This is a genomic window from Vibrio sp. QJM3NY_15, from assembly GCF_057785995.1.
The window spans coordinates 2,259,481-2,284,502 of sequence record NZ_CM173517.1; the positions used below are offsets into that span (position 1 = coordinate 2,259,481).

A 25,022-nucleotide genomic window follows, 5' to 3' on the forward strand; every position below is an offset into this window, starting at 1 on the left:
GCTTACTAAAAGCATGTTCATTAATAAGCAGATGTCTAGTATCCAACATCTGCTCACTAATAAACTTGCGCGAAATTAAGCTATCGTTAACTGCCCTGCATAAAGGACAAAAGTTCGCAGCATTAATACGCCCATTAGGCTTAGCGAAGTCACGGAGAAAATATACACCGAGCTATGGCGGATTGAGGTTGGTGTCACTGCATTCAGCAACAACGGTAAAACCATACCAACACCGATGACGCCATACCAGAACCAACTCGCCCAGAAACCACTGCCAATTGCGTTCCATACTGCTTGTTCACTTTGACCACCAGCGAAGATAAGTCCAGTAAAGAAAGTAATAAGAACAAACAACTCAAACATCACTACCGGGCGTTCAAATCCGTGGATCCATGAAATACTCGGGCTATGAGGTGATTCTTTAAAAACCAACACACCGAATAAAATACACGCCGCCGCACCCGAAGATAAACTCGAGAACAAGAACAAAATCGGCAGTACTGGGTTATTCAATAGTGGGAAGGTATTTAAAGCTGATAGCAAGAATCCGGTATAAGCGGCAAGCATCAGAGCAAGAACAGCTAAGAATATTTCCAAAGCATTCTCGAACACTTCTAATTTGCCAATCCAGTTACCAACAAAATCGAGTCGTCCTTTTAACCATGTTTGGTCATTCAAGAACACGACAATTTGATCTCTAAATATAATGCCGATCCAAAGGAACAAGATCACCATATACACTTGGAATAAGATCACACCCATCGACATCACAGACGTTGGATTATAGAAGATCATGATCTTCCAAAATGACAGTGGTTTTGTCAGGTGGAAAACCAAAATCAGCAGACCTGAAATGATCCCAAATGGCGCAAGAAAAGCTGTCGCCTTTAACACACCATTATGAGCAGGATCGCCTTCAATAACCTTGCGCTTAAGATAAATAGAGATCATTACGGCACCCGCCGACATCCCCGCGAGAAATAGATAGATTGCTATAATCCAGTCCCATACCACGGTACCAGACTGAAAAGCTGCGTCCCATGCACTCATAATCAAATCTCCCCTTTTTGGTGTGGCACTTTATAGAGTTTTGGTTGAGTGCCTAGATAGGCTTTATCTCTGTAAACCACCTCGGATTGAAGTACTTGGTTTATCTCACTCTTAGGGTCATTCAAATCGCCGAATGTCAGCGCTTTGGTTGGGCAAGATTCGACACAAGCAGGCAACTTCCCTTGTGCTAGATTGGTATCACGACAGAAGTTACATTTATCGGCTGACTTGTTCTCTGGATGGAAAAAGCGCACTTGATATGGACACGCTAACAAACAGTAACCACAACCGACACACTTCTCTTTGTGGACATCAACAATGCCCGTTTTTTCATCTTTGTAGGCTGCACCTGTTGGGCAAACCATCACACACGGCGCGTTATCACAATGTTGGCAAGAGTTACGAGTAAAACGGTAATCAACATTTGGATATTCGCCTTGGGGTTCACTCTTAATAATTTCTAAGCGCGACACGCCTTCAGGCACTTTATTCACTTCACGACACGCTTCTGTACAAGCAGTACAACCAATACACGCGGTTTCGTCATGAATCATTCCATAACGTTTAGCACCATCTTCTTGAACATTGGCCAACGTTTTACGACTTGTCACCGCCGCAGTTCCCGCTACACCCGTGGTAAAAATAACGGCACCAGCGCCTGCTAAAAAGTTTCTTCTTGAGCAGCTCATAGATTACTCCCCTTCTTTCTTCTGGTTGAAGTCTGAATGGCAATCCACACACAGCTTAATGGTTTGCTTTTTATCTAAGCCCAACACCTTTGCTTCAGTCGCATGAACATCATGGCAATTTGAACACGTTAAGTTTTGCGCGTGAACATCGTGGGTCCAGCTAGCTTCACGCAGATCATCAGGTTTGTGACAATCGATACATTGGCTATTGGCATCCAAAATTAAGCTAGGATCGAGGAAAACCTTTTCGGTTCCTGGTTGTGATTGAGCCGCGCGATACTTCACCACTTCTGGTGCACCTTCACGGTGATCGGGGCTAATTGAACTATGACAATCGGTACAATTTACTTCACGGCCAAGTAAAGCGTGTGCACTTTCACCATGTGAACCCAATACCGTTTCTTTTGAATCTTTATGGCATTGAACACACTTGTAGTCTTTGTCGCGGATTAATTCGACTTCATGTCTTGTTGATTCTCCTACTGGCGTAACAGCAGGCTCAGCAACAGCATGAATGGAATAACCATAGAGGCAGAATGCTAGAAGGGATTTAAGCATTATGACTATGGCCAATTTAATATTGCCCATTTTATCCTTTCCTTATACCGGCATTATTTAACTCTCAACTAAATAATATTCCGGTTAAACAAAAGTACCCTTAAACGATATTATTACCGCTTAAATGATATCAATTCTTATTTTGGATAAGCCACAACGCTTTCTATAGTTAGAATATACCTCTAATTAGGTAATACGAAATTTGGATGGGTTAATCTGTGAACGCAATCACCCTATTTATATCATGGTCAATCTAGGTAATTGATTGTTATATATGATAATAATTCTCAATTGAATTTTAATACCACTAACCACCAATACCTCTTTAGGGGTATATAAACTTCAACGTGATTGAAGTCACTACCGTTAATTGATCTAAGACAAGCTATATCCAACACGTAACAAAATGTGTTTGTTTATGAATTAATATAAACAGGAATTCTCCAGTTCTTAATTTGAATAGCAAACTCACAACGCTTGGTATAAGAATCAGTATATTGGAGATATCACTGTGAAAAAGCATTGGATACGTAATTCGGTCACAGCACTATTAATGGTTAGCGCATCACTAGCAAGCGCGACCAGTTTTGCTGCGTCTGAACAAAAAGAAATTGGCGACCCTCGTAACGACCAGTTCGAGCAAAACCACCCAGATCAATATCATTCATGGAGACAGACTTCAGAAAGCGAAGTTATTGAAGACGCACTAAAAGAAGATCCAAACATGGTCATCATGTGGGCTGGCTACGGCTTCGCAAAAGATTACAACAAAGCACGCGGCCACTTTTATGCCATTGACGATGTAAGACAAACACTTCGTACTGGCGGCCCAACGGACGAAAGCTCTGGCCCAATGCCAATGGCGTGTTGGAGTTGTAAGAGCCCAGATGTCGCTCGTGTTATTGAAGAACGTGGCGAAGATGGTTATTTCGAAGGTAAATGGGCGCGTCTTGGCAACGAGATCATTAACCCTATTGGCTGTTCAGACTGTCACGATACCCAAAGCGAAGGCTTTAAGAATGGTGAGCCAGCACTGAAGGTGACTCGTCCTTATGTTGAACGTGCATTTGAAACGATTGGTAAAAAGTTTGATGAACAAAGTCGTTTAGACCAACAAGCTTCTGTTTGTGCTCAGTGCCACGTGGAATACTACTTCACAGGGCCAACCAAAGGTGTGAAATTCCCTTGGGACCAAGGTACAACCGTTGGCGACATGGAACGTTACTATGATGCAATCAACTTTAAAGATTGGACGCATAAAGTATCGAAAGCACCCATGCTGAAAGCACAGCACCCAGGTTTTGAAACATGGCGCGAAGGCATCCACGGTAAGAACAAAGTCGTTTGTGCTGACTGTCATATGCCGAAAGTGACCAAAGAAGATGGCACCGTTTATACCGACCATAAAGTGGGTAATCCATTCGACCGCTTCGAAGATACGTGTGCAAACTGCCACACTCAATCGAAAGAAACCATGCGTAACATCGTTTCAAGCCGTAAAGCACAAGTACTGAACATGAAGCTGACAGCAGAGAAACAAATCGTTGCTGCTCACTTTGAAGCAGGCGCAGCATGGGAAGCGGGTGCGACAGAGCAAGAGATGGAGCCTATCTTACTCGATATCCGTCACGCTCAATGGCGCTGGGACTACGCTATCGCGTCTCACGGTATTCACATGCACGCACCTGAAATCGCTCTAGAAGTGCTAGGTACTGCCGTTGACCGCGCCGCGGATGCTCGTACTAAGATTGTTCGTTTACTGGCGAAGAAAGGCATCACCGATCCAATCGAGATTCCAGATATCTCGACAAAAGAAGCGGCTCAAAAAGCGCTTGGAATGGACATGGATAAGATGAACGCTGAGAAACAACACTTCTTAGACACGGTTGTTCCTAAATGGGAAGAGCAAGCTGAAAAGCGTGAAGCCAACTACGAATACTAGTTTCTTCAATTAGACCATTAAGTAAAAACCAGTCACACTATTGTTGTGTGGCTGGTTTTTTTAGGTTTTGGGGGAATACACATCAATATCGCCCCCCCCCCCCGATTCGCTCGCCAATTCAAGGAATAAACAATGAAAATCTTACTTTCACTTTCGGCATTATGTATTGCACTACTCAGTTCAAGCGTTCACGCATCTGAGCGTGCTGAAACAGGGTGGGAATTAATAGAGAAAGGCGCATTAGTGGTTGATGTCAGAACACCTGCAGAGTTCGAACAAGGGCATCTAGACAACGCCATCAACTACCCTCTTTCTGAAGTGGCTACTCACTTTGCTAAGATAGATAAAGACCAACCCATAGTATTGTATTGCCGTAGTGGCAATCGTTCAGGGCAAGCTTATCAATTCTTGCGTGCTCAAGGGTTTACTCAAATCCACAATGCTGGTGGCTTAATCGAAATGCGGGAAAACCAATAGTCTTAGAGATGAGAGCTTAAGTAAGATCGCCTCTTTAGCAATTAGCCAAGCTTAACGGATCATCTGTTTGGCTTGGTTGATCGAATGGATAATAGAGACACGATCAATGCCCTTCTGATTGGAATCTAAGATTTGAGTCCACGCATCGATCGCTTGTTGATAGCGCATGCTGATGAAGTGATCGGTCGCAATCAGCATCAATGCCGTACGATCATTGGGATCAAGCTGCATGGAGTGCTCCAACAACGCATTAACATCATCACTCATCGCTTGAGAGCTCAGATAATAAAGTGCGGTTGCTTTGGCAGCATAGAGGCCAGAAGGCGCTTGAGGATCTAAGCGAATCGCATAATCGTAGCAAGTGAATGCCGCATCAAACTCCCCTCTCTGCATGTACACACCACCAAGCTTAAACCACAAGTCGGATTGATTCGGGTCTTGTTTGAGGCTTTGTTGCAGCTCATCTTCGAAATCTGTCGCCGTGTAGTTATTGCTGTCATCCAAAGGAAGTTGAGGTAACTCTTGTTTCAGTTGAGACCAGACCAGCACGCTCAAAGCCACTGCAGTAAGAGAAATCACCACATTGCCTTTTAGATGGCTGCCATTGTTGCTCGCGGCAATAACGACCGCGATCAAAAACAGACTCATTAGTACCAACGCAACCAACAACCAGATATCCATTCCACATCCCTTTTATTTAGATCCATCTCTACTCTATCGTTTTCGTACTGCCTCGTTATTGATCAAAGTTTAGCGTTCGAGATTTAGTGATCAAACTTTCGCATAAAAGCGACGGGGGAAGGTTGGTACTGAGACCTAAGCCATAATCCAGAAGAGAAGAAAAGTGAAATGACAGGCAATAAAAAACCGAGCACTTAGGCTCGGTTTTTTCATTGGTAAGCTTAATTACTTAACGTAATCGAGATTACTCAGTGTCTTGCTCGCTATCACTTTCAGAGTCAGAAGCATCAGATGCTTGCTCTTCACTTGATTCAGAAACAACAGCTGTTTCAGCGTTTACTGCGTCAGCATTTGCTTCTTCAGTCTCTTCGCCTTCAACAATCTCCGCTTCTTCTACTTCGTCGATACGTTGTAGACCTACAACATTCTCGTCTTCAGCAGTACGAATCAGTGTTACACCTTGAGTGTTACGACCAACTTGGCTTACTTCCGCTACGCGAGTACGTACTAGTGTACCTGCGTCGGTGATCATCATCATTTCATCGCCTTCTTCAACCTGAACAGCACCAACTACTGGGCCATTACGATCAGAGACTTTGATAGATACTACACCTTGCGTTGCACGGCCTTTCGTTGGGTATTCAGCCAGCTCAGTACGCTTACCGTAACCGTTTTGAGTCACAGTTAGGATATCGCCTTCGTTTGAAGGAACAATCAGTGAAACCACTTGATCGTCTTCTGGAAGCTTCATACCACGAACACCAGAGGCAGTACGACCCATTGGACGTACTTTGTCCTCGTTAAAGCGAACAACTTTGCCCGACTTCGAGAACAGCATGATGTCGCTATTACCGTCAGTAATATCAACGCCAATCAGTGAATCATCGTCACGTAGGTTAACTGCAATTAGGCCGTTAGCACGTACGTTTGCGAATTGATCCAGTGATGTCTTCTTAACGGTACCGTCGCCTGTTGCCATGAAAATGAATTTCTCGTTAGAGAACTCAGAAACAGGCAGGATAGCCGTAATACGCTCACCTTCTTCTAGAGGAAGAATGTTAACGATAGGCTTACCACGAGCGGTGCGGCTTGCTTGAGGCAGTTGGTAAACTTTCAGGCGGTACGTTTTACCACGAGTAGAGAAACATAAGATGTTATCGTGAGTATTAGCAACAAGCAGACGCTCAATGTAATCCTCATCTTTCATCTTAGTTGCACTCTTACCTTTACCACCACGACGCTGAGCTTCGTAGTCGCTTAGGATTTGGTACTTAACGTAACCTGCGTTAGAAAGCGTTACTACAACGTCTTCTTGAGCGATTAGCTCTTCCATGTCGATGTCATGAACCGCTGCTGTGATTTCTGTACGACGTTCGTCGCCATAGATATCACGTACCGCTTCAAGTTCTTCACGGATCACTTCCATCAAACGCTCAGTGCTTGCAAGGATATGCATTAGCTCAGCGATCTCTTCTAGAAGTGCTTTGTATTCGTCTAGAATCTTCTCGTGCTCAAGGCCAGTTAGGCGGTGAAGACGAAGTTCTAGAATAGCTTGAGCTTGAGTTTCCGTTAGGAAGTATTGACCATCACGGATACCGTATTGGTCTTCAAGCCAATCTGGACGAGCTGCATCAGTACCAGCACGTTCAAGCATTGATGCAACGTTACCAAGATCCCAACCACGAGATACTAGACCAACTTTAGCTTCTGCTGGTGTTGGTGCGTTCTTGATCAGTTCAATGATCTCATCAATGTTTGCAAGCGCTAAAGATAGAGCTTCCAAGATATGTGCACGGTCACGCGCTTTCTTCAATTCGAAGATAGTACGACGAGTCACAACTTCACGACGGTGATCAACAAAACACTTCAACATATCTTTAATGTTGAAAAGTTGCGGTTGGCCGTTGTTCAGAGCAACCATGTTGATGCCGAAAGTTGTTTGCAGTTGAGTTTGTGAGTAAAGGTTGTTTAGTACAACTTCACCGACAGCATCACGCTTACATTCAATAACAATACGCATACCATCTTTATCAGATTCGTCACGCAGTGCACTGATGCCTTCAACTTTCTTGTCTTTTACAAGTTCTGCAATCTTCTCGATCAGACGAGCTTTGTTCACTTGATATGGAATTTCAGTAACGATAATTGTTTCTTTACCGTTCTTTTCCATTTCAATGTTCGCGCGAGAGCGCATGTAAACTTTGCCACGACCAGTCTTATATGCATCAACAATGCCCTTACGGCCACTGATTAATGCTGCTGTCGGGAAGTCTGGACCAGGGATGTAGTCCATTAGCTCATCAATAGTGATGTCTTCATTATTGATAAATGCTAAACAGCCATCAACAACTTCGCCAAGGTTATGTGGCGGGATGTTGGTAGCCATACCTACTGCGATACCAGAAGCACCGTTAACCAATAGGTTTGGTATTTTTGTTGGTAAAACTGCTGGTATTTGCTCGGTTCCATCATAGTTAGGAACGAAGTCAACCGTATCTTTATCAAGATCCGTTAATAGCTCACCAGCTATTTTTGACATACGAACTTCGGTATAACGCATTGCCGCAGCTGAATCGCCGTCAACCGAACCAAAGTTACCTTGGCCATCGACTAACATATAGCGTAGTGAAAACGGCTGAGCCATACGAACAATTGACTCGTATACCGCACTATCACCGTGTGGGTGATATTTACCGATTACATCGCCTACTACACGAGCAGACTTTTTATATGCTTTGTTCCAATCATTACCTAGTACATTCATCGCGAACAAAACGCGGCGGTGTACTGGTTTTAGGCCATCACGCACATCTGGAAGGGCACGACCAACGATGACGGACATCGCGTAGTCTAGGTATGAACCTCTAAGCTCATCTTCAATATTTACGGGCGTGATCTCTTTCGCTAGATCGCTCATAGAGCCATTTTCCCTCTATAGTCAGATCGTATTTTTGAATACGTATAAGACCGAAAAATATAACACAAATTTACCTACGGAGGCATCACTTTCCCTCTCCTTTTACCATCTTGTGACCCTTGTAGCCAATCTATTGATGAGAAATTGCACCTCAGCGTCATATCTTGCTGAAACATGGTCACTTTACATCCAATAAACTAGCAAAATTGTAGATCTTCTGGTCAGCAGGAAAAGGCAAGTTATAATGCCTGCAATTTCATGGATGCATTATTTAACTTGGAAATGCCGATTATGACTAAATCACAGAACGTAGACCCAGCAGAAATCAAAAAATTCGAAGACATGGCGTCGCGCTGGTGGGATCTAGAAGGGGAGTTTAAGCCACTACATCAAATCAATCCGCTGCGCTTAAATTACGTGCTAGAGAAAACCGAAGGCCTATTTGGCAAGAAAGTCCTTGATGTTGGCTGCGGTGGCGGTATTTTGGCTGAGAGCATGGCTGTAGAGGGTGCGGTAGTTACCGGCCTAGATATGGGTAAAGAACCGCTAGAAGTCGCTCGTCTGCACGCATTAGAAACCGGCACCAAGCTAGATTACATCCAAAGCACCATTGAAGACCATGCTGAGCAAAACCCACAAACTTACGATGTGGTGACGTGCATGGAAATGCTAGAGCACGTACCAGATCCACAATCGGTTATCTCGGCTTGTTCAAAGTTGGTTAAACCGGGCGGACATGTGTTCTTCTCGACATTGAACCGTAACTTTAAGTCTTACCTGTTCGCTATTGTTGGTGCAGAGAAGCTACTTAAGATTGTGCCAGAAGGTACTCACGACCACGAAAAGTTCATTCGACCAGCTGAACTCATCAAGATGATCGACAATACACCTCTGCAAGAATTAGGCATTACTGGGCTGCATTACAACCCACTAACAGACACGTATCGTTTAGGGTCAAATGTCGATGTGAATTACATCGTCCACACTCAAAATTTCGCCCAATAACTGTTCCTATCTCTAACAGTATCCCTACCGTAAAATCTTTTATAAAAAAGCCCCATGAAAAGAGTTGCAATTACCATAAGATTGCGACTTTTTTCAGTCTAAATTTCGTGCGCCAGCTTCCATTTTGACCACCTCGATTTAAATTTAATCACCTAAAATCCATCGCCCATTTTGCCCAAAGATCAAGGGATTTTTTTTTATGGGAGTGCAAAAATAAAGCATCATTAAAAGGCGGCTTTTATACAATCAAGTCACATCTAACCTCATCAGTTAGTGGTCACTTACAGTTTTTTTTAATCCACCACTTATCCACAAGCAACCCAATTTCTTTACCTTGAAAAATATCAGTTGTAGCACTATCTTGTAACCCAACAAACAAATGACCCCCATATGTTGTGTTTGAACTACAATGTATGGGTAGACCAAGATCACAAAGCCGAAACGTAATTTACAAAAATTACACAGAAATACACAAAAACACGGCCTTGTTCAGTTTTGTTAGGGAAATTAAGCAGAATGAACCAACAACTTACTGTTACCAAGCGTAACGGGCGCAAAGAAACGATCGATTTAGAGAAAATCCATCGAGTGATCACATGGGCAGCTGAAGGCTTGCACAATGTTTCTGTATCACAAGTAGAATTGAAAGCTCACATTCAGTTTTACGATGGCATTACCACGACTGACATTCATGAGACAATCATTAAGTCAGCAGCGGATTTAATCTCTGAAGAGACTCCTGATTACCAATATCTAGCAGCACGTCTGTCAGTGTTCCACCTACGTAAAAAAGCGTACGGTGAATACGAGCCGCCTGCTCTTTATGACCACGTTGCAAAACTGGTTGATATGGGTAAATACGATAGCCACCTTATGGAAGACTACACGAAAGCTGAATTCGAAGAGCTTGACGCGTACATCGACCACAAGCGTGACTTAAACTTTTCTTACGCGGCGGTTAAGCAGCTTGAAGGTAAATACTTCGTGCAGAACCGTGTAACAAAAGAAATCTACGAGAGTGCTCAGTTCCTTTACATCCTAGTTGCTGCGTGTTTATTCGGTAAATACCCGAAATCAACTCGTCTGGATTACATCAAACGTTTTTACGACGCCTCGTCTACGTTTAAGATTTCTCTACCTACACCAATTATGTCTGGTGTACGTACGCCTACTCGTCAATTCAGTTCATGTGTACTGATTGAGTGTGGTGACAGCCTTGATTCTATCAACGCAACAGCAAGCTCTATTGTTCGTTACGTATCTCAACGTGCTGGTATTGGTATCAACGCAGGTCGTATCCGTGCGCTTGGTTCTGAAATTCGTAATGGTGAAGCGTTCCATACTGGCTGTATCCCTTTCTACAAATACTTCCAAACAGCAGTAAAATGTTGTTCTCAAGGTGGTGTTCGTGGCGGCGCAGCAACCGTGTTCTACCCACTATGGCACGGTGAAGTTCAGTCTCTATTAGTACTGAAAAACAACCGCGGCGTTGAAGAGAACCGTGTTCGTCACATGGACTACGGTGTACAGCTGAACAAGCTTATGTACTCTCGTCTTGTTCAAGGTGGCAACATCAGCCTGTTCTCACCTTCTGACGTACCTGGCCTTTACGACGCGTTCTTCGAAAACCAAGAGCGTTTTGAAGCGCTTTACGTTAAGTACGAAAACGATCCTTCAGTGAAGCGTGAAACGGTTAAAGCCGTTGAGCTATTCTCTCTGCTAATGCAAGAGCGTGCTTCTACTGGTCGTATCTACATTCAGAACGTTGACCACTGTAATACACACAGCCCGTTTGATTCTGAAGTAGCTCCTGTTCGTCAATCGAACCTATGTCTAGAAATCGCGCTACCAACTAAGCCGCTTTCTAACGTAGAAGATGACGAAGGTGAGATTGCACTATGTACGCTTTCGGCGTTTAACCTAGGCGCAATCAACGAGCTAGACGATCTGGCTGAACTTTCTGAACTGGTTGTTCGTGCTCTAGATGCACTACTTGATTACCAAGACTACCCGCTTCCAGCAGCACGTAAGTCGACAATGAACCGTCGTACTCTAGGTGTGGGTGTAATCAACTACGCATACTACCTAGCGAAGAATGGTGTTAAGTATTCTGATGGCAGCGCAAATGGCCTGACTCACCGTACTTTTGAAGCAATTCAATACCACTTGCTAAAAGCGTCTGTTGACCTAGCGAAAGAGCAAGGCCGTTGCCCATCTTTCCACGAAACCAACTATGCGAAAGGCCTACTGCCAATCGATACTTACAAAAAAGATATCGACTTAGTATGTGAAGAGCCACTGCACTACGATTGGGACACGCTACGTGAAGAGATCATGGAGCACGGCTTACGTAACTCTACACTGACAGCGCTTATGCCTTCTGAGACTTCGTCTCAAATCTCGAACGCGACTAACGGTATCGAGCCACCACGTGGTTATGTATCAGTTAAAGCGTCGAAAGACGGCATCCTGAAACAAGTTGTTCCAGATTTCCTAAATCTTAAAGACAACTACGAGCTACTTTGGAACATTGGTACTAACGACGGTTACCTGCACTTGGTGGGTATCATGCAAAAATTCGTTGACCAAGCTATCTCTGCAAACACTAACTATGATCCAAGTGTTTACGACAGCGGTAAGGTACCAATGAAGCAGCTGCTTAAAGACTTGCTAACAGCGTACAAGTACGGTGTTAAGACGCTTTACTACCATAACACGCGTGATGGTGCTAAAGACGACCAAGGCGATGCAGTTCAAGTGCCGGAAGAAGATTGTGAAGGCGGCGGTTGTAAGATCTAAACCGCAATAAACATTAAGACCCCAGAGCAGTTATCTTCTCTGGGTTTAAAGCATTAACAGGGTTCGTTTTATTACGGGTCCTTAAAGGATTTGAGGCATTTATGGCTTACAGTACTTTTTCTCAACAAAAAAATGACCAATTAAAAGAACCTATGTTCTTGGGTCAGTCGGTAAACGTTGCACGTTACGACCAACAGAAATTCGAAATCTTCGAAAAATTGATCGAAAAGCAGCTTTCTTTCTTCTGGCGTCCAGAAGAAGTAGACGTGTCTAGCGACCGTATCGACTACAACAAGCTTCCTGAGCATGAAAAGCACATCTTCATCTCTAACCTGAAGTACCAAACTCTTCTAGATTCTATCCAAGGCCGCAGCCCGAACGTTGCCCTACTTCCTTTGGTATCACTGCCAGAAGTTGAAACTTGGATTGAGACATGGTCATTCTCTGAAACGATTCACTCTCGTTCATACACGCACATCATCCGTAACATCGTGAATGATCCAGGCGTAGTATTTGACGACATCGTTGAAAACGAAGAGATCCTAAAGCGTGCGAAAGATATCGCGTTTTACTACGACGACCTAATCAAGCTGACGGCTGACTACCACCGTTACGGCGAAGGTAACCACAACATCAACGGCGAAGACGTTAAGATTTCACTTCACGACCTGAAGAAGAAACTTTACGTATGTCTAATGTCTGTAAACGCACTAGAAGCGATTCGTTTCTACGTGAGTTTTGCATGTTCATTCGCATTCGCTGAACGTGAGCTAATGGAAGGTAACGCGAAGATCATCAAGCTAATCGCTCGTGATGAAGCACTTCACCTTACTGGCACACAGCACATGATCAATTTGCTGCGTAACGGCCAAGATGACTTCGAATTCATGCAGATCGCTGAAGAGTGTAAGCAAGAATGTTTCGACCTATTCAAAGAAGCGGCAGAGCAAGAAAAAGAGTGGGCAGAATACCTATTCAAAGATGGCTCTATGATCGGTCTAAACAAAGACATTCTTTGCCAATACGTTGAATACATTACCAACATCCGTATGCAAGCGGTTGGTCTAGGTACTGCTTACCCAGAAGCGACATCGAACCCAATCCCATGGATCAACGCTTGGTTGTCTTCAGATAACGTTCAAGTTGCTCCACAAGAAGCTGAAATCAGTTCTTACCTAGTTGGTCAAATCGACAACGAAGTAAAAGCTGACGACTTTGAAGGATTTGAGCTGTAATGCCAACAATCAAAATCAACAAGCTGACTTCGATTGAATCTAACCCGTCGAATACTCTATTGGAAACGATGGAACAGGCGGGCTTAGAACCAGAATACAACTGCCGAGATGGGCACTGTGGTGCTTGTCGTTGCACGTTGGATTCGGGTGAAGTTGAGTACGTTGGTTTTGCTATGGCTTACACACAAGGCGATGAAATTTTGCCATGCATCTGCAAAGCAAAAACCGATTTATCGCTGAGTAACGTAACTCACAGAAGTAAGCAGAAGCGCGCCTAAGCCAATCAGCTTAAGTTTGTTTCGTTTCATTTAGAGTTGCGTGAATTCAAATGTTTTTAAACACTTTAGGTTTAAAGCAACGCTTCTTCAAAGATAACAAGTATTAAAAAGGGTCCGCCTCCTCTTGGAATGCGGACCCTTTTTCTATTTATGCCTTTAGGTATCTGAGACGACTCTCCTATCACTCTACCAAAGTCTTCCTGTTGGTTTGTGTCATACGAAGCCAAACGTTTATTGCTGAGTCAGGCTAAGAGTCACAGAGCCAATGTAACAAGCGCTTCGGCACTCTCCGCAACCATTACACTTATCTTTGTCCACTGTAGGCAACTCTCCTACTTCAATGTGTATCGCACCTGCTGAACACGCAATTTGGCATGCTGAACAATCCATTTGCATGTAATTATTGCAGCTATCAGCAAAGCTCGGCTTGAGATCAATATAAGGCGTGACCGTTGGATGAAGTGCGCCAGTCGAGCACACTTCACTGCACTTATCACACAGCGAACAACTGTTGTAATCCAAATTCAGCAGCGCACTGCCCTCTAGCATCTCAATAACGCTATTTGGACACGCTTGCTCACACAAACCACAACCGTCACAAAGACGCTCAAACAGCACCTCATCAACCGCTCTTGGCGGCCTAGCATGTAGGCGCAGTGATTTCTCTTCATAACTTGCCGCAGCTTTAACCGGCTTAGAGAGTCGAGTTAAGAAACCACGCCTATTTGAATTTATTTGCTCAGGCATTAGTCGATATATAACTTTTTGGTGGCTACGTTTAAATTATATTCAGATGTTAATTGATTAAGCCAATTTATTACATCGCTTGATAGCTTCTTATAAAATGATAAATCTGATGCTGTATTTAATTTCTCTAAATAAACAGAAGACCAAGTCAATAAATGACACTCAATCAATTCACGGGCTGAATTAATATTATTATTTTCTAACAAATACGCATGGGCGAATAGCATTAAACCAAATTGATCTTCTGGCTCTCTTAACCCCGTGTCTAGTTCAATCTGATTCAATTCTAAAAACTGGCGATACTCAACCGTAGAAGCGCCGAACACAACGCGGTCTTTATCTAGGTACACAGAGCCCCAAGGTGGTGCAGGCATGTCTCCAACACCTTCAAACAGGCGGCTAAACTCTGTAACTAACGCATCTTCCTGTTCATTTTGAAGTGCCAGCAAGCACGCTTCTGATAGTACTTCACTCTCGACCAATGCTTCGACAATGGTTAACAACTGTTCTTTACTTGCCGCTTGATAAAATAGCGAACCCAATAATTTATGCGTATCGATAATCATTATTATTTATACCGTAATAGGTTTTAACGACAATTATATTAATTAAACCATTCCATTCTTTGATCTAATTTATACATTCAATTCATAAACTTTAAATTGAGCACTTATTTGATTCCTATCAATCAACATTTAAAAATTAAAAGACAAAAACAAAACTACCTATAAAGTGCTAGTCATCAATAACAAAAGGCATCTTAGAATGACGAATAAGAAAGAATCTGGGGTAATGAATCTTACTCGAAGAGGCTTCATGAAAGCTTCTTCTGCGGTAGGTAGCGCAGCAGCTCTCGCGGGCGGCATCGCTTTACCTTTCAAATCCAGACCAGTAGCGGCTGCAGTTGCTGAGAGTGTGGATGAGAAAATCGTATGGAGTGCATGTACGGTAAACTGTGGCTCTCGCTGCCCATTACGTATGCATGTGCAAAACGGTGAAATCAAATACGTAGAAACCGACAACACAGGTACTGACGAATACGGTCATCACCAAGTTCGTGCTTGTCTACGTGGACGCTCTATGCGCCGCCGTGTTTACAACCCAGATCGCCTGAAATACCCAATGAAACGTGTTGGTAAACGTGGTGAAGGTAAATTCAAACGTATTAGCTGGGAAGAAGCTTACGATGAAGTTGCTGGCACCATGCAACGCCTTATCAAAGACTACGGTAACGACACCATCTACCTAAACTACGGTACAGGTACGCTAGGTGGCACTGTCACAAAATCTTGGCCACCAGCACAAACGCTGATTGCTCGTCTAATGAACCTAAGTGGTGGTTACCTGAACCATTACGGTGACTACTCAACAGCGCAAATCGCGAAAGGTTTGAGCTACACCTACGGTGGTTGGGCAAACAACAACTCTTTCTCTGATTTAGAGAACACTAAGCTTAACATCCAATTTGGTAACAACCCTGCTGAGACTCGTATGTCTGGCGGTGGTCTGATCCACCACTACGTAGAAAGCAAAAACAAATCGAACGCAAGAACGATCATCATCGACCCTCGCTACACCGACACTGCTGGCGGCCGCGAAGATCAATGGATCCCAATCCGTCCTTCTACGGATGCTGCATTGGTTGCTGGCCTTGCGCACGTGATGATCACTGAAGACCTTGTCGACCAACCGTTCTTAGACAAATACTGTGTCGGTTACGACGAGAAGACGCTTCCAGCATCTGCACCAAAGAACAGTGACTACAAATCTTACATCCTAGGTTTAGGTGAAGACGGTGTAGAGAAGACGCCAGAGTGGGCTTCTAAGATCACAGGCATTCCCGTTGATACTATCGTCAAGCTTGGCCGTGAGATGGGCACTGCAAAACCATGTGCTATCCATCAAGGTTGGGGCTTACAACGCACTGCAAACGGTGAGCTAGCTTGTCGTGCAATCGCAATGCTGTCGCTACTAACCGGTTCTGTTGGTGTATCAGGTGGTTCTACAGGTGCTCGTGAAAGTGACATCAACATTCCATTTGTTCGCTTCCCTACTGTGCCAAACCCAGTTGAAACTTCCATTTCAATGTTCATGTGGACAGACGCGATTTACCGTCACGATGAAATGACCGACATCACTGATGGTGTTCGCGGTGCAGAGCGCCTTAAGAACCCTATCAAGATGATCTGGAACTATGCAGGTAACTGTATTATCAACCAGCACTCAGACATCAACAAAACACACGAGATCCTTCAAGATGACACCGCGTGTGAAATGATTGTTGTGGTCGATAACCATATGACATCTTCTGCAAAATACGCCGATATCATCCTGCCTGATTTAACAACATCAGAGCAAGACGACTGGTGTATGGATGGTAAAGCAGCAAACATGCCTTACTTCATCTTCGCGCAAAAAGCGATCGAGCCTCAGTTCGAAGCCAAATCTATCTACGAGATGTGTTCTCAATTGGCGAAACGCATGGGCGTGGAAAAAGAGTTCACAGAAGGCCGTACTCAAGAGCAATGGATTGAGCACCTTTACGCGGAAACTCGTAAGAACGATCCAACACTACCAACCTTCGAAGAGATGAAAGAGCTGGGTATCTACAAGCGTAGCTACGACCACCACTACATCGCTTACGAAGATTTCCGTAAAGACCCAAAAGCGAATCCACTGACCACACCAAGTGGCAAGATCGAGATCTACTCAGAGCAACTGGCTGATATCGCGAAAACGTGGAAGCTGAAAGAAGACGAAGTGATTCACCCACTTCCTATTTACGCGGATTCTTTTGAAGGCCACAACGACCCACTAGCAGAGAAGTACCCACTTCAGCTAACGGGTTTCCACTACAAGGCTCGCACCCACTCGACATACGGCAACGTTGCAGAAATCAAAGCAGCAGCACCACAAGAGTTGTGGATCAACCCTATTGATGCGAAAGAACGTGGTATCGAAAACGGCGACATGGTGAGTATTTTTAACGACCGTGGCGAAGTTCATATTCCAGCGAAAGTGACACCTAGGATTCTTCCTCGAGTTGTCGCGCTAGGCGAAGGTGCATGGTACGCACCAGATGGTCAGAAGATCGACCATGCAGGCTCTATCAACGTGCTGACCACTCAGCGCCCGAGCCCACTTGCTAAGGGTAACCCTCAGCATACAAACCTAGTTCAAATCAAAGCGCTAACGAAAGCATAAGGTAGGTTGGAATGAAACAATACGGCTTTTACATTGATTCAAGTAAATGCACGGGTTGTAAAACCTGTCAGCTTGCTTGTAAAGATTATAACGATCTAGACATCAAAACGAACTACCGTCGCGTATACGAATACGCAGGTGGTGGCTTCACTCAAGATGGCGATACCTGGGTTCAGAAAGATGTCTTTTCTTACTACCTTTCTATCGCTTGTAACCACTGTACTAACCCTGCGTGTGTGAAAGTATGTCCTTCGGGCGCGATGCACAAGCGTGATGAAGACGGTTTGGTTGTGGTTGATGAGAGCGTGTGTATTGGTTGTCAGCACTGTAGTAATGCATGCCCTTACGGCGCACCGCAATACAATGCGAAGAAAGGACATATGACCAAATGCGATGGTTGTTACCAACGTGTTTCTGAAGGCAAGCAACCTATCTGTGTTGAGTCTTGCCCACTTCGTGCATTGGAGTTTGGTGAAATCAACACACTTCGCGAGAAGTACGGATCTGGTGCAGACGTGGCGCCACTGCCATCTTCAACCGAAACACTGCCAAACATCGTGATTAAGCTGAACAAGAACGCGAAGCCGACTGGCGATACCAGTGGTCACCTAGCAAACCCGAAGGAGGTGTAAGATGATTTTTCATGAGTGGTCTTTGATCTTCTTTACGGTACTGGCTCAAACTGCGGTTGGTGGTTACTTACTGATTGGCGCACGTGCACTGGTACTTGGTCATGACGAAGAGATGCTGAACAGCTACAAGGTTCCAATGTTCATTCTATGGGCACTGATGGGGCTTGGTTTCATGTTCTCGACAACGCACCTTGGTTCTCCACTGCGCGCGTTTAATGCCTTTAACCAGCTAGGCTCTGCTTGGTTGTCTAACGAAGTGTTCTTCGGTGCAGCATTCTTCGCTGTCGGTGGCCTGCAATGGCTATTGTCTGTGCTTAAGAAAGGTGGCGTTGCTATCCAGAAAGCACTGATGGTTGGCGCGATGGTGTTGGGTGTTATCTTCATGTACGCGATGATCAACGTATACATGATCAACACCGTACCGACATGGGACAACATCTACACACCACTGAGCTTCATCATGACCATGGTTGTGGGTGGTTTGCTGCTGTCTCAGTTCGTGATTGTATTCGCCAACGACAGCCGCTTTACCGTTGACCGCAACATCACGATGCTGGCTGTTATTGCCGTTGCTATTAGCTTGATTGTGACAGTAGGAAAACTGAACCTAATCGGCGACATCCAAACTTCAGCAGCAAAAGCCTCTGAGTTGGTTGACGGTTTAGGTAGCTATGTAATTCTTCAAGTGGCATTGCTGATGGCAAGCTTGCTAGTTTGGATTCTACCTATGCTGAACAAAGCAAAAGTGAACCCAGTAAACCTTGGCTTAGCATTGGTACTGTTCTTAGCTTCAGAACTCATTGGCCGTGGTTTGTTCTACAGCTTACATATGACAAGCGGTTTGTAATCACAGCCCTCTTGTTTAGTTATCTAGAAGGCTAGATAAACTAAAGGCCCAACACCTATTTAGATGTTGGGCCTTTTTATTTGTTCTGATTTAACCTTAGTTGCAGAGGTCTTGGCTCAAGAGGACCTGGTTAACTAAAAGAGCTGCTTACTTGATGATAGCTGAAGGAATAAACATGTCTTTCAATCGCTTAACCGAAGAGTAAGTGCCAAACATAGGTTTGTTGTCTAAGTGTCTTCTCAGCATATCTGCCGCAACGGTTTTGATGATAGTACGCGCGTCTTCACGATTGTACTGGCGGTAAAACTCAAGCACTTGGCCCCACTCGCCTGCTTCGCTCGACAGTGCAATACTGAATGTATTGCCTTCCAACTTGCCCGTCACCAAGGCTAATTCAGTACCACACTTTTCTCTTGTTGCGCCTGCTAATGCAAAAGTCGCCGCTAATGGATCGCTCTTTTCAAGCTCACTATCTTTTGGTTCAGCCATAACCCAAGAATGCCCAAAGCAATCTTCAACCTGCTCATTCGATTGTAACCAAGCCGACAATGCACCTTTGGTCGACACTTCAGACACAGACAAGGTTTTCTTTCTCTCCGCCATGATGTGGCCAATATGATCAATCATCGGCTCATCAACACTGACTACATTGCTCTCTAACAGCTTGTACACCATTTGTAGCAGCTTAACGCGGGTTTCTAAGCCAGACTTAGGGCCAAACAGTTTAACTTCAATGAACGGCAAATAAGAGCGATAACCCAACTCATAGCCTTCAGGAAGCTTCAGTTGGTCCAACACATCAGAGATACCTGACTCAGATAAGCCAAAGGTAAATAGACGACTGCACTCAGAGGCAACCACTTGAGGATAAGCGCGCGACAAATCAGGTAGGATTTCAAACGTCACCATGCGCTTGAATTCACTCGGTACACCCGGCGTGAAATAGAACGTCGCATCATTGATTTTCAGCTTGAAGCCACATGCTGTGCCGACTGGATTATCGACAATCTCAGAGCTTGCTGGCAACAAGGCTTGTTTAAGGTTGCTGTCAGGCATCGGCATGCCACGTCCAGCAAACATCTCTTCCATGCGATCTAGCCATTCAGGGAACATGACTAACTTCTGCTCTGACGCTGCTGCAGCGGCGGCCGCACTCATGTCATCCGTTGTTGGCCCTAAACCGCCATTGACGATAACCACATCATAGTTAAAGCTCAGCATCAGCAGTTCTTCAATGAGAGCATTCATTTGGTCACCCACAGTAGAACGTTTGGCGAGAGCAAAGCCGTGTTGGTAAAATTCTCCAGACATCCAAGCTGCGTTTGTGTCTACAATGTCTCCATGAAGAACTTCTTCACCTGTGCTTAACATTGCGATTTTCGTCATATTTCTATCCCTTGTGGTCATAAAAAGACACTGCATTATTCATAAACTGGTCTATGGTTGAATTTGAGACATTCCAGCTTTTCACAAATATTATTAATGTTAAATCTAAGGTTTTCTTAGGAAAAGCGACAAATTATTAGTTCCCTAAATCAGGCATTTAATAGATAATTGTGACTCTGATCAATTCTTAACTTCTCATGGAGACCCTTGTGGCCAAATCACCGTTACTAGCGAAGGTTACTGCTGCATTTTCAATGCTAATGTCAGTTAACTCGGTTGCAAGCCAATACGACTTCGACCAGCCAATCAACCTTTCTTATTCGGATGAATGTGCTCAAGACTACTGTGTTAATGATAGCTTGTACACCTACAAGCCAAGTGCCAATTACGCACTGAGCGAATCAAGTGACGAGTACGACTTCTCAATCCAACAACCAAAACATATGTTGGTGAGTCAAGAGAAGGATTGGGATTATCTAATGGGTCAAACCTACACTATTCTGGGTTTAAGTGTCGCTACAGTGGGTCTAATGACTCTGCTACCTGAAAGTATCACTAAGTGGGATGATGACCAACGTGATATCAGCTCATTAGGTAAAAAGTGGAAAGATAACGTGTCTGAAGGCCCAGTATGGGACCGCGATGAACACTTCCTAAACTACGTGATGCACCCATATTTTGGTGGTGTTTACTACACCGCAGCTCGACACGCAGGTTACGATGAGTTTGAGTCTTTCTTATACTCTTGGACCATGTCGACCTTCTTCTGGGAATACGGTGTAGAAGCATTCGCTGAAGTGCCTTCTTGGCAAGATCTGTTCATCACTCCATTCTTTGGTGCGGTTGTCGGTGAATTGATGCTAGAAGCTGAGCAAGACATTGTGGCTTCAGGTGGCGAAGTGATGGGCTCTCAAACCATGGGTGATGTTTCTCTATTCTTCCTAAACCCTGTTGGCCATATCCACTACTGGGTAAGTGACGCTTGGGGCGGTGATGCAGAAGTTAACCTGAATACCAACCCTTGGTGGGATAACCAAGATGCAGCAAGATTCGCATACGATGCAGGCGCACCTTATGACTCTCAGTTTGTTGGTATGAACTTTAAAGTTACGTTCTAAAATAGCTTTCAGTCTCTGAACTCTAAGTTACTGCATTCCCAGTAACAACGACGACTCTTCTAAAAAGCGGCTCTCTAGCCGCTTTTTTTGTGCCCTACTCTCCATTCTCTTTTTTTGCATCACAGCTTAGTTTCAAAAATTGACGCAGGTCAAACATTGTTCGATGTAAACTTCTACACTGAAATTAACGAACTTTATCGCGTGATATCAAACATTTAATTAGCAACGATTAATTGAGACTTTGGGGGCTGATATGAACAGTACATTTATCGTAAACTTTATCGGAAAAGCATCACCAGCAACAATCAAGCAACTTGCTGCGGTTACTCACGAAAACGACGGGAAATGGCTCATTAGTAAAGTTAACTTTATTGAAGACCAAGTCGCAGGCGTACTCAAGGTTCAACTTCCAGCCATCAACGAATCAATTGTGAAAGAAGCTTTCAGCGCCAATGCTGATCTTATCGTGCAATTTGTTGATTCAGACCATACTCACAACGCACAAGATACGATCCATCATCTACGACTCGACTCTAACGACCGAGCTGGTATCGTGAATGAAGTAACACACGTATTAGACAGACAAGGCATCAGCATTCTAGATATGGATTGTCACCGCGTGTTTATCGCCGGAGGCGGTGGTGTTAGCTCTAGTTTATTTACTTCCAAGATTGCGGTTAAGCTACCAATCGAAGTTCAAATTGATGACGTGGTTAACGAGCTAGAAACACTCAGCGAAGATACTCGAGTGATGATTGAGGGTTAGTTGTTAGCACTTAACAACACAAACTAAGCGTTATCTAAAAATAAAAAAGAGCAGCTCATCGGCTGCTCTTTTTATTGTTCTAAAGTAAGATTTCGCTACTTAACCGACCATTGTGACAATGAACGTTTGAAGTCTTCATAGCCGAATTCATTTAGCTTCTGAACTTCGCCACTGCTACGTTCGCAGTAGATTGATGGCATTTTTAGGCCATTGAACCAGTTTAGTTTCACCATGGTGTAACCCGCACTGTCTAACAGATGCAGTCTTTGACCAATTTTCAGCGGCTCATCAAAGCTTGCTTCGCAGAACTGATCGCCTGCCAAGCATGAACATGAACCAATCACGTAGTCATGGTTACCGTTTTCAGAGGCTTCCAATACGGACGCTGGTTCATTGTAGATAAGCGTATCAAGGCGATGAGCTTCGGTTGCCGAATCGACAATTGCCGTTTTCTTCACGTTCTCGACAATATCAACCACAGTCACTACTAAGTCAGTTGTCTTGGTAATGATAGCTTCACCCGGCTCTAGGTACATCTGCACGCCGTGCTTTTCAGAGAAGGCTTTTAGCGCAAGACCCAGTTTCTCGATGTCATAACCCGGCCATGTGAAGAACACACCACCGCCCATACTCACCCAGTCCAACTTATCTAAGTGCTCACCAAACTGTTCTGAGATTGAATCAAGCAGGCCGATAAAGGCATCGACGTCTTTGTTCTCACAGTTCATGTGGAACATCACACCATTAATCTCATCGAAGATCTCTGGTTTGATGTGATCTGCTTGTACACCCAAACGAGAATATTGACGCGCTGGGTTTGCCAGATCTTGTCCTGCGTAGCTCACACCTGGATTTAAACGTAAACCCAGCGAAGCCTTACCTTCAACAATATGACGGTAAGCGGCAAGTTGGCTTTGAGAGTTGAAGATCATCTTGTCGCAGATATCCGCAACTTCTCTCACGTCATCTTCGCTGTAACCCACACTGTAAGCGTGTGTTTCACCACCAAAGGTTTCGTGGCCAAGCTTCACTTCGTATGGGCCAGAGCTTGTCGTGCCATCGAGGTAAGGTTTGATGATGTCAAACACACCCCATGTCGAGAAACACTTGAGTGCCAATACCAACTTCACACCTGAAATCTCTTTCAGCTGCTTAGCTATCTCTAAATTCGCGATCAACTTGTCTTCGTTGATCATAAAATAAGGCGTTTTTAGTTCGTTGTTTTGCATGTTAATACCTTGCGGCCCTCAAGTTCACGAAGGCACATGATAATCGAACAAAGCCGACGCAACAGCATCGGCTTGTAATTATACGTTCTCGTCAATCATATGACGTTGAATGGAATTCGCAGAGCTTTGACCTTGTCGCTAGGACATCGCGCGGAGTTTACGAACGTAAATGAGCACGATGGACAACGCGACGAGGGCAAAGAGCCAGAAATTACTTCAAAGTGTGGATCAGAGGTAAACCAGCTGTAGGCTCTAGCTCTTGAACGTGCCAATCTAGACCGATTTCCGGCATAGTTGCTAGGAACGGGTCTGGGTTTAGCTGTTCCATGTTGAATACGCCTTTATCAGCCCATTCGCCACGGAAGAACTGAAGTGCAGCAGTAATTGCTGGAACACCTGTTGTGTAAGAAATCGCTTGGTGCTCTACATCTTCGTAAGCCACTTCATGGTCTGCGTTATTGTAGATGAAGACACTGCGCTCTTTACCGTCTTTCTTACCTTGAACCCAAGTACCGATACACGTTAAACCAGTGTAACCCGGAGCTAGAGATGTTGGATCTGGTAGTAGTGCTTTAAGAACATGTAGAGGCTGAACCACAGTGCCGTCATGTAGCGTTAGTGGATCAGGGCTAAGAAGACCGATGTCACGCATGCAGTTGAAGTAGTTCAGGTATGCATCACCAAAGCCCATCCAGAATTCGATACGCTTAGCTGGGATGAACTCTTTCATTGAACGAACTTCATCGTGCGCCATTGAGTAAACTTTGTGAGAACCACAGTTCGGGAATTCAAACTCAAGCATACGAGAGTGACAAGGTACTTGCTTCCACTCTTCATTTTCCCAGTAGAAAGAATCACCTTGGATCTCAAGCATGTTAGTTTCTGGGTCAAAGTTTGTCGCAAACTTCTTACCGTGGTCGCCAGCATTCACGTCCATTACGTCAATTGAGTCAATCTCATCGAACAGGTGCTTAACCGCGTACGCTGCAAAGATTGATACCACACCTGGATCGAAACCCGCGCCAAGAATACCTGTGATGCCCGCTTCAGCGAACTTCTCACGGTAGCCCCACTGCCAATCATAAGCTTGTGGTACTTGTTGGCCTTCAGAACATAGATCAACCGCAACCGATGTATCTAAGTAAGATACTTTCGATTGGTAACACGCTTCCATGATCGCCATGTTTACCCAAGGAGGACCAGCGTTGATCACTAGATCAGGTTGAACTTCTTTAATCAAAGCAACAAGTGCATCAACATCGTCAGCGTCTACTGAACGAGCTTCTAGTTTCTTAGTAGAATCTTTAAGGTTGTTTTTGCCCTTGATAGATTCGATGATTTTTTCACACTTCGCGATTGTGCGAGAAGCGATTGTGATATCACCCAGTACTTCGTTATTTTGTGCTGCTTTGTGTGCAACAACCCAACCAACGCCGCCTGCACCAATTTGTAGAATAGCCAT

The 25,022-nt window shown here is 44.4% G+C and carries 21 protein-coding genes; 11 read left to right on the plus strand and 10 right to left on the minus strand.

What is annotated here, in order from left to right; translation table 11 throughout:
* Nucleotides 1-75: 75 nt before the first annotated feature.
* The 3 genes from nrfD to nrfB are packed head-to-tail and all read right to left on the minus strand — an operon-like array spanning nucleotide 76 to nucleotide 2,327.
* The gene (nrfD, locus tag AC3CKG_RS10080; RefSeq protein ID WP_029223547.1) at nucleotides 76-1,050 is read right to left on the minus strand and encodes a cytochrome c nitrite reductase subunit NrfD; all 975 of its coding nucleotides are present in this window, start codon (nucleotides 1,048-1,050) and stop codon (nucleotides 76-78) included.
* Between the two features lie 2 nt (nucleotides 1,051-1,052).
* Nucleotides 1,053-1,739: a cytochrome c nitrite reductase Fe-S protein gene (gene nrfC / locus AC3CKG_RS10085; RefSeq protein ID WP_009848842.1), complete on the minus strand. Its 687-nt coding sequence runs from the start codon at nucleotides 1,737-1,739 to the stop codon at nucleotides 1,053-1,055.
* Nucleotides 1,740-1,742: 3 nt separating this feature from the next.
* Entirely contained in the window at nucleotides 1,743-2,327 is a 585-nt protein-coding gene (gene nrfB / locus AC3CKG_RS10090; protein ID WP_009848843.1) for a cytochrome c nitrite reductase pentaheme subunit, read from the minus strand.
* 481 nt (nucleotides 2,328-2,808) lie between these two features.
* On the opposite strand from nrfB, the gene nrfA reads away from it, so the two are divergent.
* A complete protein-coding gene (gene nrfA / locus AC3CKG_RS10095) occupies nucleotides 2,809-4,239 on the plus strand; it encodes an ammonia-forming nitrite reductase cytochrome c552 subunit (protein WP_017101428.1) in 1,431 nt (476 codons plus the stop codon).
* Between the two features lie 132 nt (nucleotides 4,240-4,371).
* Entirely contained in the window at nucleotides 4,372-4,716 is a 345-nt protein-coding gene (locus AC3CKG_RS10100) for a rhodanese-like domain-containing protein (protein WP_488528293.1), read from the plus strand.
* A 51-nt stretch (nucleotides 4,717-4,767) separates the two neighbouring features.
* Here the strand turns inward: AC3CKG_RS10100 and AC3CKG_RS10105 are convergent, their stop codons facing one another.
* Nucleotides 4,768-5,397 (minus strand): TPR domain-containing protein, encoded by a 630-nt coding sequence (locus AC3CKG_RS10105; RefSeq protein WP_372313026.1) that lies wholly within the window; start codon nucleotides 5,395-5,397, stop codon nucleotides 4,768-4,770.
* A gap of 244 nt (nucleotides 5,398-5,641) precedes the next feature.
* The gene (gyrA, locus tag AC3CKG_RS10110; protein WP_017106649.1) at nucleotides 5,642-8,314 is read right to left on the minus strand and encodes a DNA topoisomerase (ATP-hydrolyzing) subunit A; all 2,673 of its coding nucleotides are present in this window, start codon (nucleotides 8,312-8,314) and stop codon (nucleotides 5,642-5,644) included.
* Nucleotides 8,315-8,572: 258 nt separating this feature from the next.
* Here gyrA and ubiG point away from each other — a divergent pair, with 258 nt between their 5' ends.
* The 4 genes from ubiG (at nucleotide 8,573) to yfaE (ending at nucleotide 13,631) form a co-directional block, all read left to right on the plus strand.
* Nucleotides 8,573-9,319: a bifunctional 2-polyprenyl-6-hydroxyphenol methylase/3-demethylubiquinol 3-O-methyltransferase UbiG gene (gene ubiG, locus AC3CKG_RS10115; protein ID WP_102297551.1), complete on the plus strand. Its 747-nt coding sequence runs from the start codon at nucleotides 8,573-8,575 to the stop codon at nucleotides 9,317-9,319.
* A gap of 516 nt (nucleotides 9,320-9,835) precedes the next feature.
* The gene (gene nrdA / locus AC3CKG_RS10120) at nucleotides 9,836-12,118 is read left to right on the plus strand and encodes a class 1a ribonucleoside-diphosphate reductase subunit alpha (protein WP_017110974.1); all 2,283 of its coding nucleotides are present in this window, start codon (nucleotides 9,836-9,838) and stop codon (nucleotides 12,116-12,118) included.
* A gap of 101 nt (nucleotides 12,119-12,219) precedes the next feature.
* On the plus strand, nucleotides 12,220-13,353 hold the full coding sequence (gene nrdB, locus AC3CKG_RS10125) for a class Ia ribonucleoside-diphosphate reductase subunit beta (protein WP_004733365.1): 1,134 nt from the start codon (nucleotides 12,220-12,222) through the stop codon (nucleotides 13,351-13,353).
* Nucleotides 13,353-13,631, plus strand: a complete 279-nt coding sequence (gene yfaE / locus AC3CKG_RS10130; RefSeq protein WP_017110975.1) for a class I ribonucleotide reductase maintenance protein YfaE — start codon at nucleotides 13,353-13,355, stop codon at nucleotides 13,629-13,631. Before nrdB ends, yfaE begins: the two co-directional genes overlap by 1 nt.
* A 231-nt stretch (nucleotides 13,632-13,862) precedes the next feature.
* On the opposite strand, the gene napF is transcribed toward yfaE, so the two are convergent.
* Complete coding sequence (napF, locus tag AC3CKG_RS10135; protein ID WP_488528294.1) at nucleotides 13,863-14,378, minus strand: ferredoxin-type protein NapF; 516 nt, start codon at nucleotides 14,376-14,378, stop codon at nucleotides 13,863-13,865.
* Entirely contained in the window at nucleotides 14,378-14,944 is a 567-nt protein-coding gene (locus tag AC3CKG_RS10140) for a molecular chaperone TorD family protein (protein WP_488528295.1), read from the minus strand. Before AC3CKG_RS10140 ends, napF begins: the two co-directional genes overlap by 1 nt.
* Nucleotides 14,945-15,143: 199 nt before the next feature.
* On the opposite strand from AC3CKG_RS10140, the gene AC3CKG_RS10145 reads away from it, so the two are divergent.
* Genes AC3CKG_RS10145 through AC3CKG_RS10155 form a run of 3 tightly spaced genes read left to right on the plus strand, consistent with a single transcriptional unit; the run spans nucleotide 15,144 to nucleotide 19,061 of the window.
* Entirely contained in the window at nucleotides 15,144-17,582 is a 2,439-nt protein-coding gene (locus tag AC3CKG_RS10145; protein WP_488528296.1) for a DmsA/YnfE/YnfF family dimethyl sulfoxide reductase, read from the plus strand.
* 11 nt (nucleotides 17,583-17,593) lie between these two features.
* Nucleotides 17,594-18,214 carry a DMSO/selenate family reductase complex B subunit gene (locus AC3CKG_RS10150; protein ID WP_004733360.1) on the plus strand — a complete coding sequence of 207 codons (621 nt, stop codon included), beginning with the start codon at nucleotides 17,594-17,596 and terminating at the stop codon, nucleotides 18,212-18,214.
* A gap of 1 nt (nucleotide 18,215) precedes the next feature.
* Nucleotides 18,216-19,061, plus strand: a complete 846-nt coding sequence (locus AC3CKG_RS10155; protein WP_488528297.1) for a dimethyl sulfoxide reductase anchor subunit family protein — start codon at nucleotides 18,216-18,218, stop codon at nucleotides 19,059-19,061.
* 147 nt (nucleotides 19,062-19,208) lie between these two features.
* Here AC3CKG_RS10155 and AC3CKG_RS10160 read toward each other — a convergent pair whose 3' ends face one another.
* Nucleotides 19,209-20,447 carry a CinA family nicotinamide mononucleotide deamidase-related protein gene (locus AC3CKG_RS10160; protein ID WP_488528298.1) on the minus strand — a complete coding sequence of 413 codons (1,239 nt, stop codon included), beginning with the start codon at nucleotides 20,445-20,447 and terminating at the stop codon, nucleotides 19,209-19,211.
* 209 nt (nucleotides 20,448-20,656) lie between these two features.
* On the opposite strand from AC3CKG_RS10160, the gene AC3CKG_RS10165 reads away from it, so the two are divergent.
* Both AC3CKG_RS10165 and AC3CKG_RS10170 read left to right on the plus strand, forming a co-directional pair.
* Nucleotides 20,657-21,565 (plus strand): DUF3943 domain-containing protein, encoded by a 909-nt coding sequence (locus tag AC3CKG_RS10165; RefSeq protein WP_017110981.1) that lies wholly within the window; start codon nucleotides 20,657-20,659, stop codon nucleotides 21,563-21,565.
* Between the two features lie 253 nt (nucleotides 21,566-21,818).
* Nucleotides 21,819-22,331: a glycine cleavage system transcriptional repressor gene (locus AC3CKG_RS10170; RefSeq protein WP_488528299.1), complete on the plus strand. Its 513-nt coding sequence runs from the start codon at nucleotides 21,819-21,821 to the stop codon at nucleotides 22,329-22,331.
* Between the two features lie 95 nt (nucleotides 22,332-22,426).
* Here the strand turns inward: AC3CKG_RS10170 and nspC are convergent, their stop codons facing one another.
* Nucleotides 22,427-23,560, minus strand: coding sequence for a carboxynorspermidine decarboxylase (gene nspC, locus AC3CKG_RS10175; protein ID WP_488528300.1), 1,134 nt, complete (start codon nucleotides 23,558-23,560; stop codon nucleotides 22,427-22,429).
* Between the two features lie 211 nt (nucleotides 23,561-23,771).
* Nucleotides 23,772-25,022, minus strand: a complete 1,251-nt coding sequence (locus AC3CKG_RS10180; RefSeq protein WP_050621275.1) for a carboxynorspermidine synthase — start codon at nucleotides 25,020-25,022, stop codon at nucleotides 23,772-23,774.

Bases quoted from the DNA above. Each gene is read 5' to 3' on its own strand.
- nrfD (WP_029223547.1), bottom strand. From the start codon at position 1,050: ATGAGTGCATGGGACGCAGCTTTTCAGTCTGGTACCGTGGTATGGGAC.
- nrfC (WP_009848842.1), bottom strand. From the start codon at position 1,739: ATGAGCTGCTCAAGAAGAAACTTTTTAGCAGGCGCTGGTGCCGTTATT.
- nrfB (WP_009848843.1), bottom strand. From the start codon at position 2,327: ATGGGCAATATTAAATTGGCCATAGTCATAATGCTTAAATCCCTTCTA.
- AC3CKG_RS10100 (WP_488528293.1), top strand. From the start codon at position 4,372: ATGAAAATCTTACTTTCACTTTCGGCATTATGTATTGCACTACTCAGT.
- AC3CKG_RS10105 (WP_372313026.1), bottom strand. From the start codon at position 5,397: ATGGATATCTGGTTGTTGGTTGCGTTGGTACTAATGAGTCTGTTTTTG.
- gyrA (WP_017106649.1), bottom strand. From the start codon at position 8,314: ATGAGCGATCTAGCGAAAGAGATCACGCCCGTAAATATTGAAGATGAG.
- ubiG (WP_102297551.1), top strand. From the start codon at position 8,573: ATGGATGCATTATTTAACTTGGAAATGCCGATTATGACTAAATCACAG.
- nrdA (WP_017110974.1), top strand. From the start codon at position 9,836: ATGAACCAACAACTTACTGTTACCAAGCGTAACGGGCGCAAAGAAACG.
- nrdB (WP_004733365.1), top strand. From the start codon at position 12,220: ATGGCTTACAGTACTTTTTCTCAACAAAAAAATGACCAATTAAAAGAA.
- yfaE (WP_017110975.1), top strand. From the start codon at position 13,353: ATGCCAACAATCAAAATCAACAAGCTGACTTCGATTGAATCTAACCCG.
- napF (WP_488528294.1), bottom strand. From the start codon at position 14,378: ATGCCTGAGCAAATAAATTCAAATAGGCGTGGTTTCTTAACTCGACTC.
- AC3CKG_RS10140 (WP_488528295.1), bottom strand. From the start codon at position 14,944: ATGATTATCGATACGCATAAATTATTGGGTTCGCTATTTTATCAAGCG.
- AC3CKG_RS10145 (WP_488528296.1), top strand. From the start codon at position 15,144: ATGACGAATAAGAAAGAATCTGGGGTAATGAATCTTACTCGAAGAGGC.
- AC3CKG_RS10150 (WP_004733360.1), top strand. From the start codon at position 17,594: ATGAAACAATACGGCTTTTACATTGATTCAAGTAAATGCACGGGTTGT.
- AC3CKG_RS10155 (WP_488528297.1), top strand. From the start codon at position 18,216: ATGATTTTTCATGAGTGGTCTTTGATCTTCTTTACGGTACTGGCTCAA.
- AC3CKG_RS10160 (WP_488528298.1), bottom strand. From the start codon at position 20,447: ATGACGAAAATCGCAATGTTAAGCACAGGTGAAGAAGTTCTTCATGGA.
- AC3CKG_RS10170 (WP_488528299.1), top strand. From the start codon at position 21,819: ATGAACAGTACATTTATCGTAAACTTTATCGGAAAAGCATCACCAGCA.
- nspC (WP_488528300.1), bottom strand. From the start codon at position 23,560: ATGCAAAACAACGAACTAAAAACGCCTTATTTTATGATCAACGAAGAC.
- AC3CKG_RS10180 (WP_050621275.1), bottom strand. From the start codon at position 25,022: ATGGCTATTCTACAAATTGGTGCAGGCGGCGTTGGTTGGGTTGTTGCA.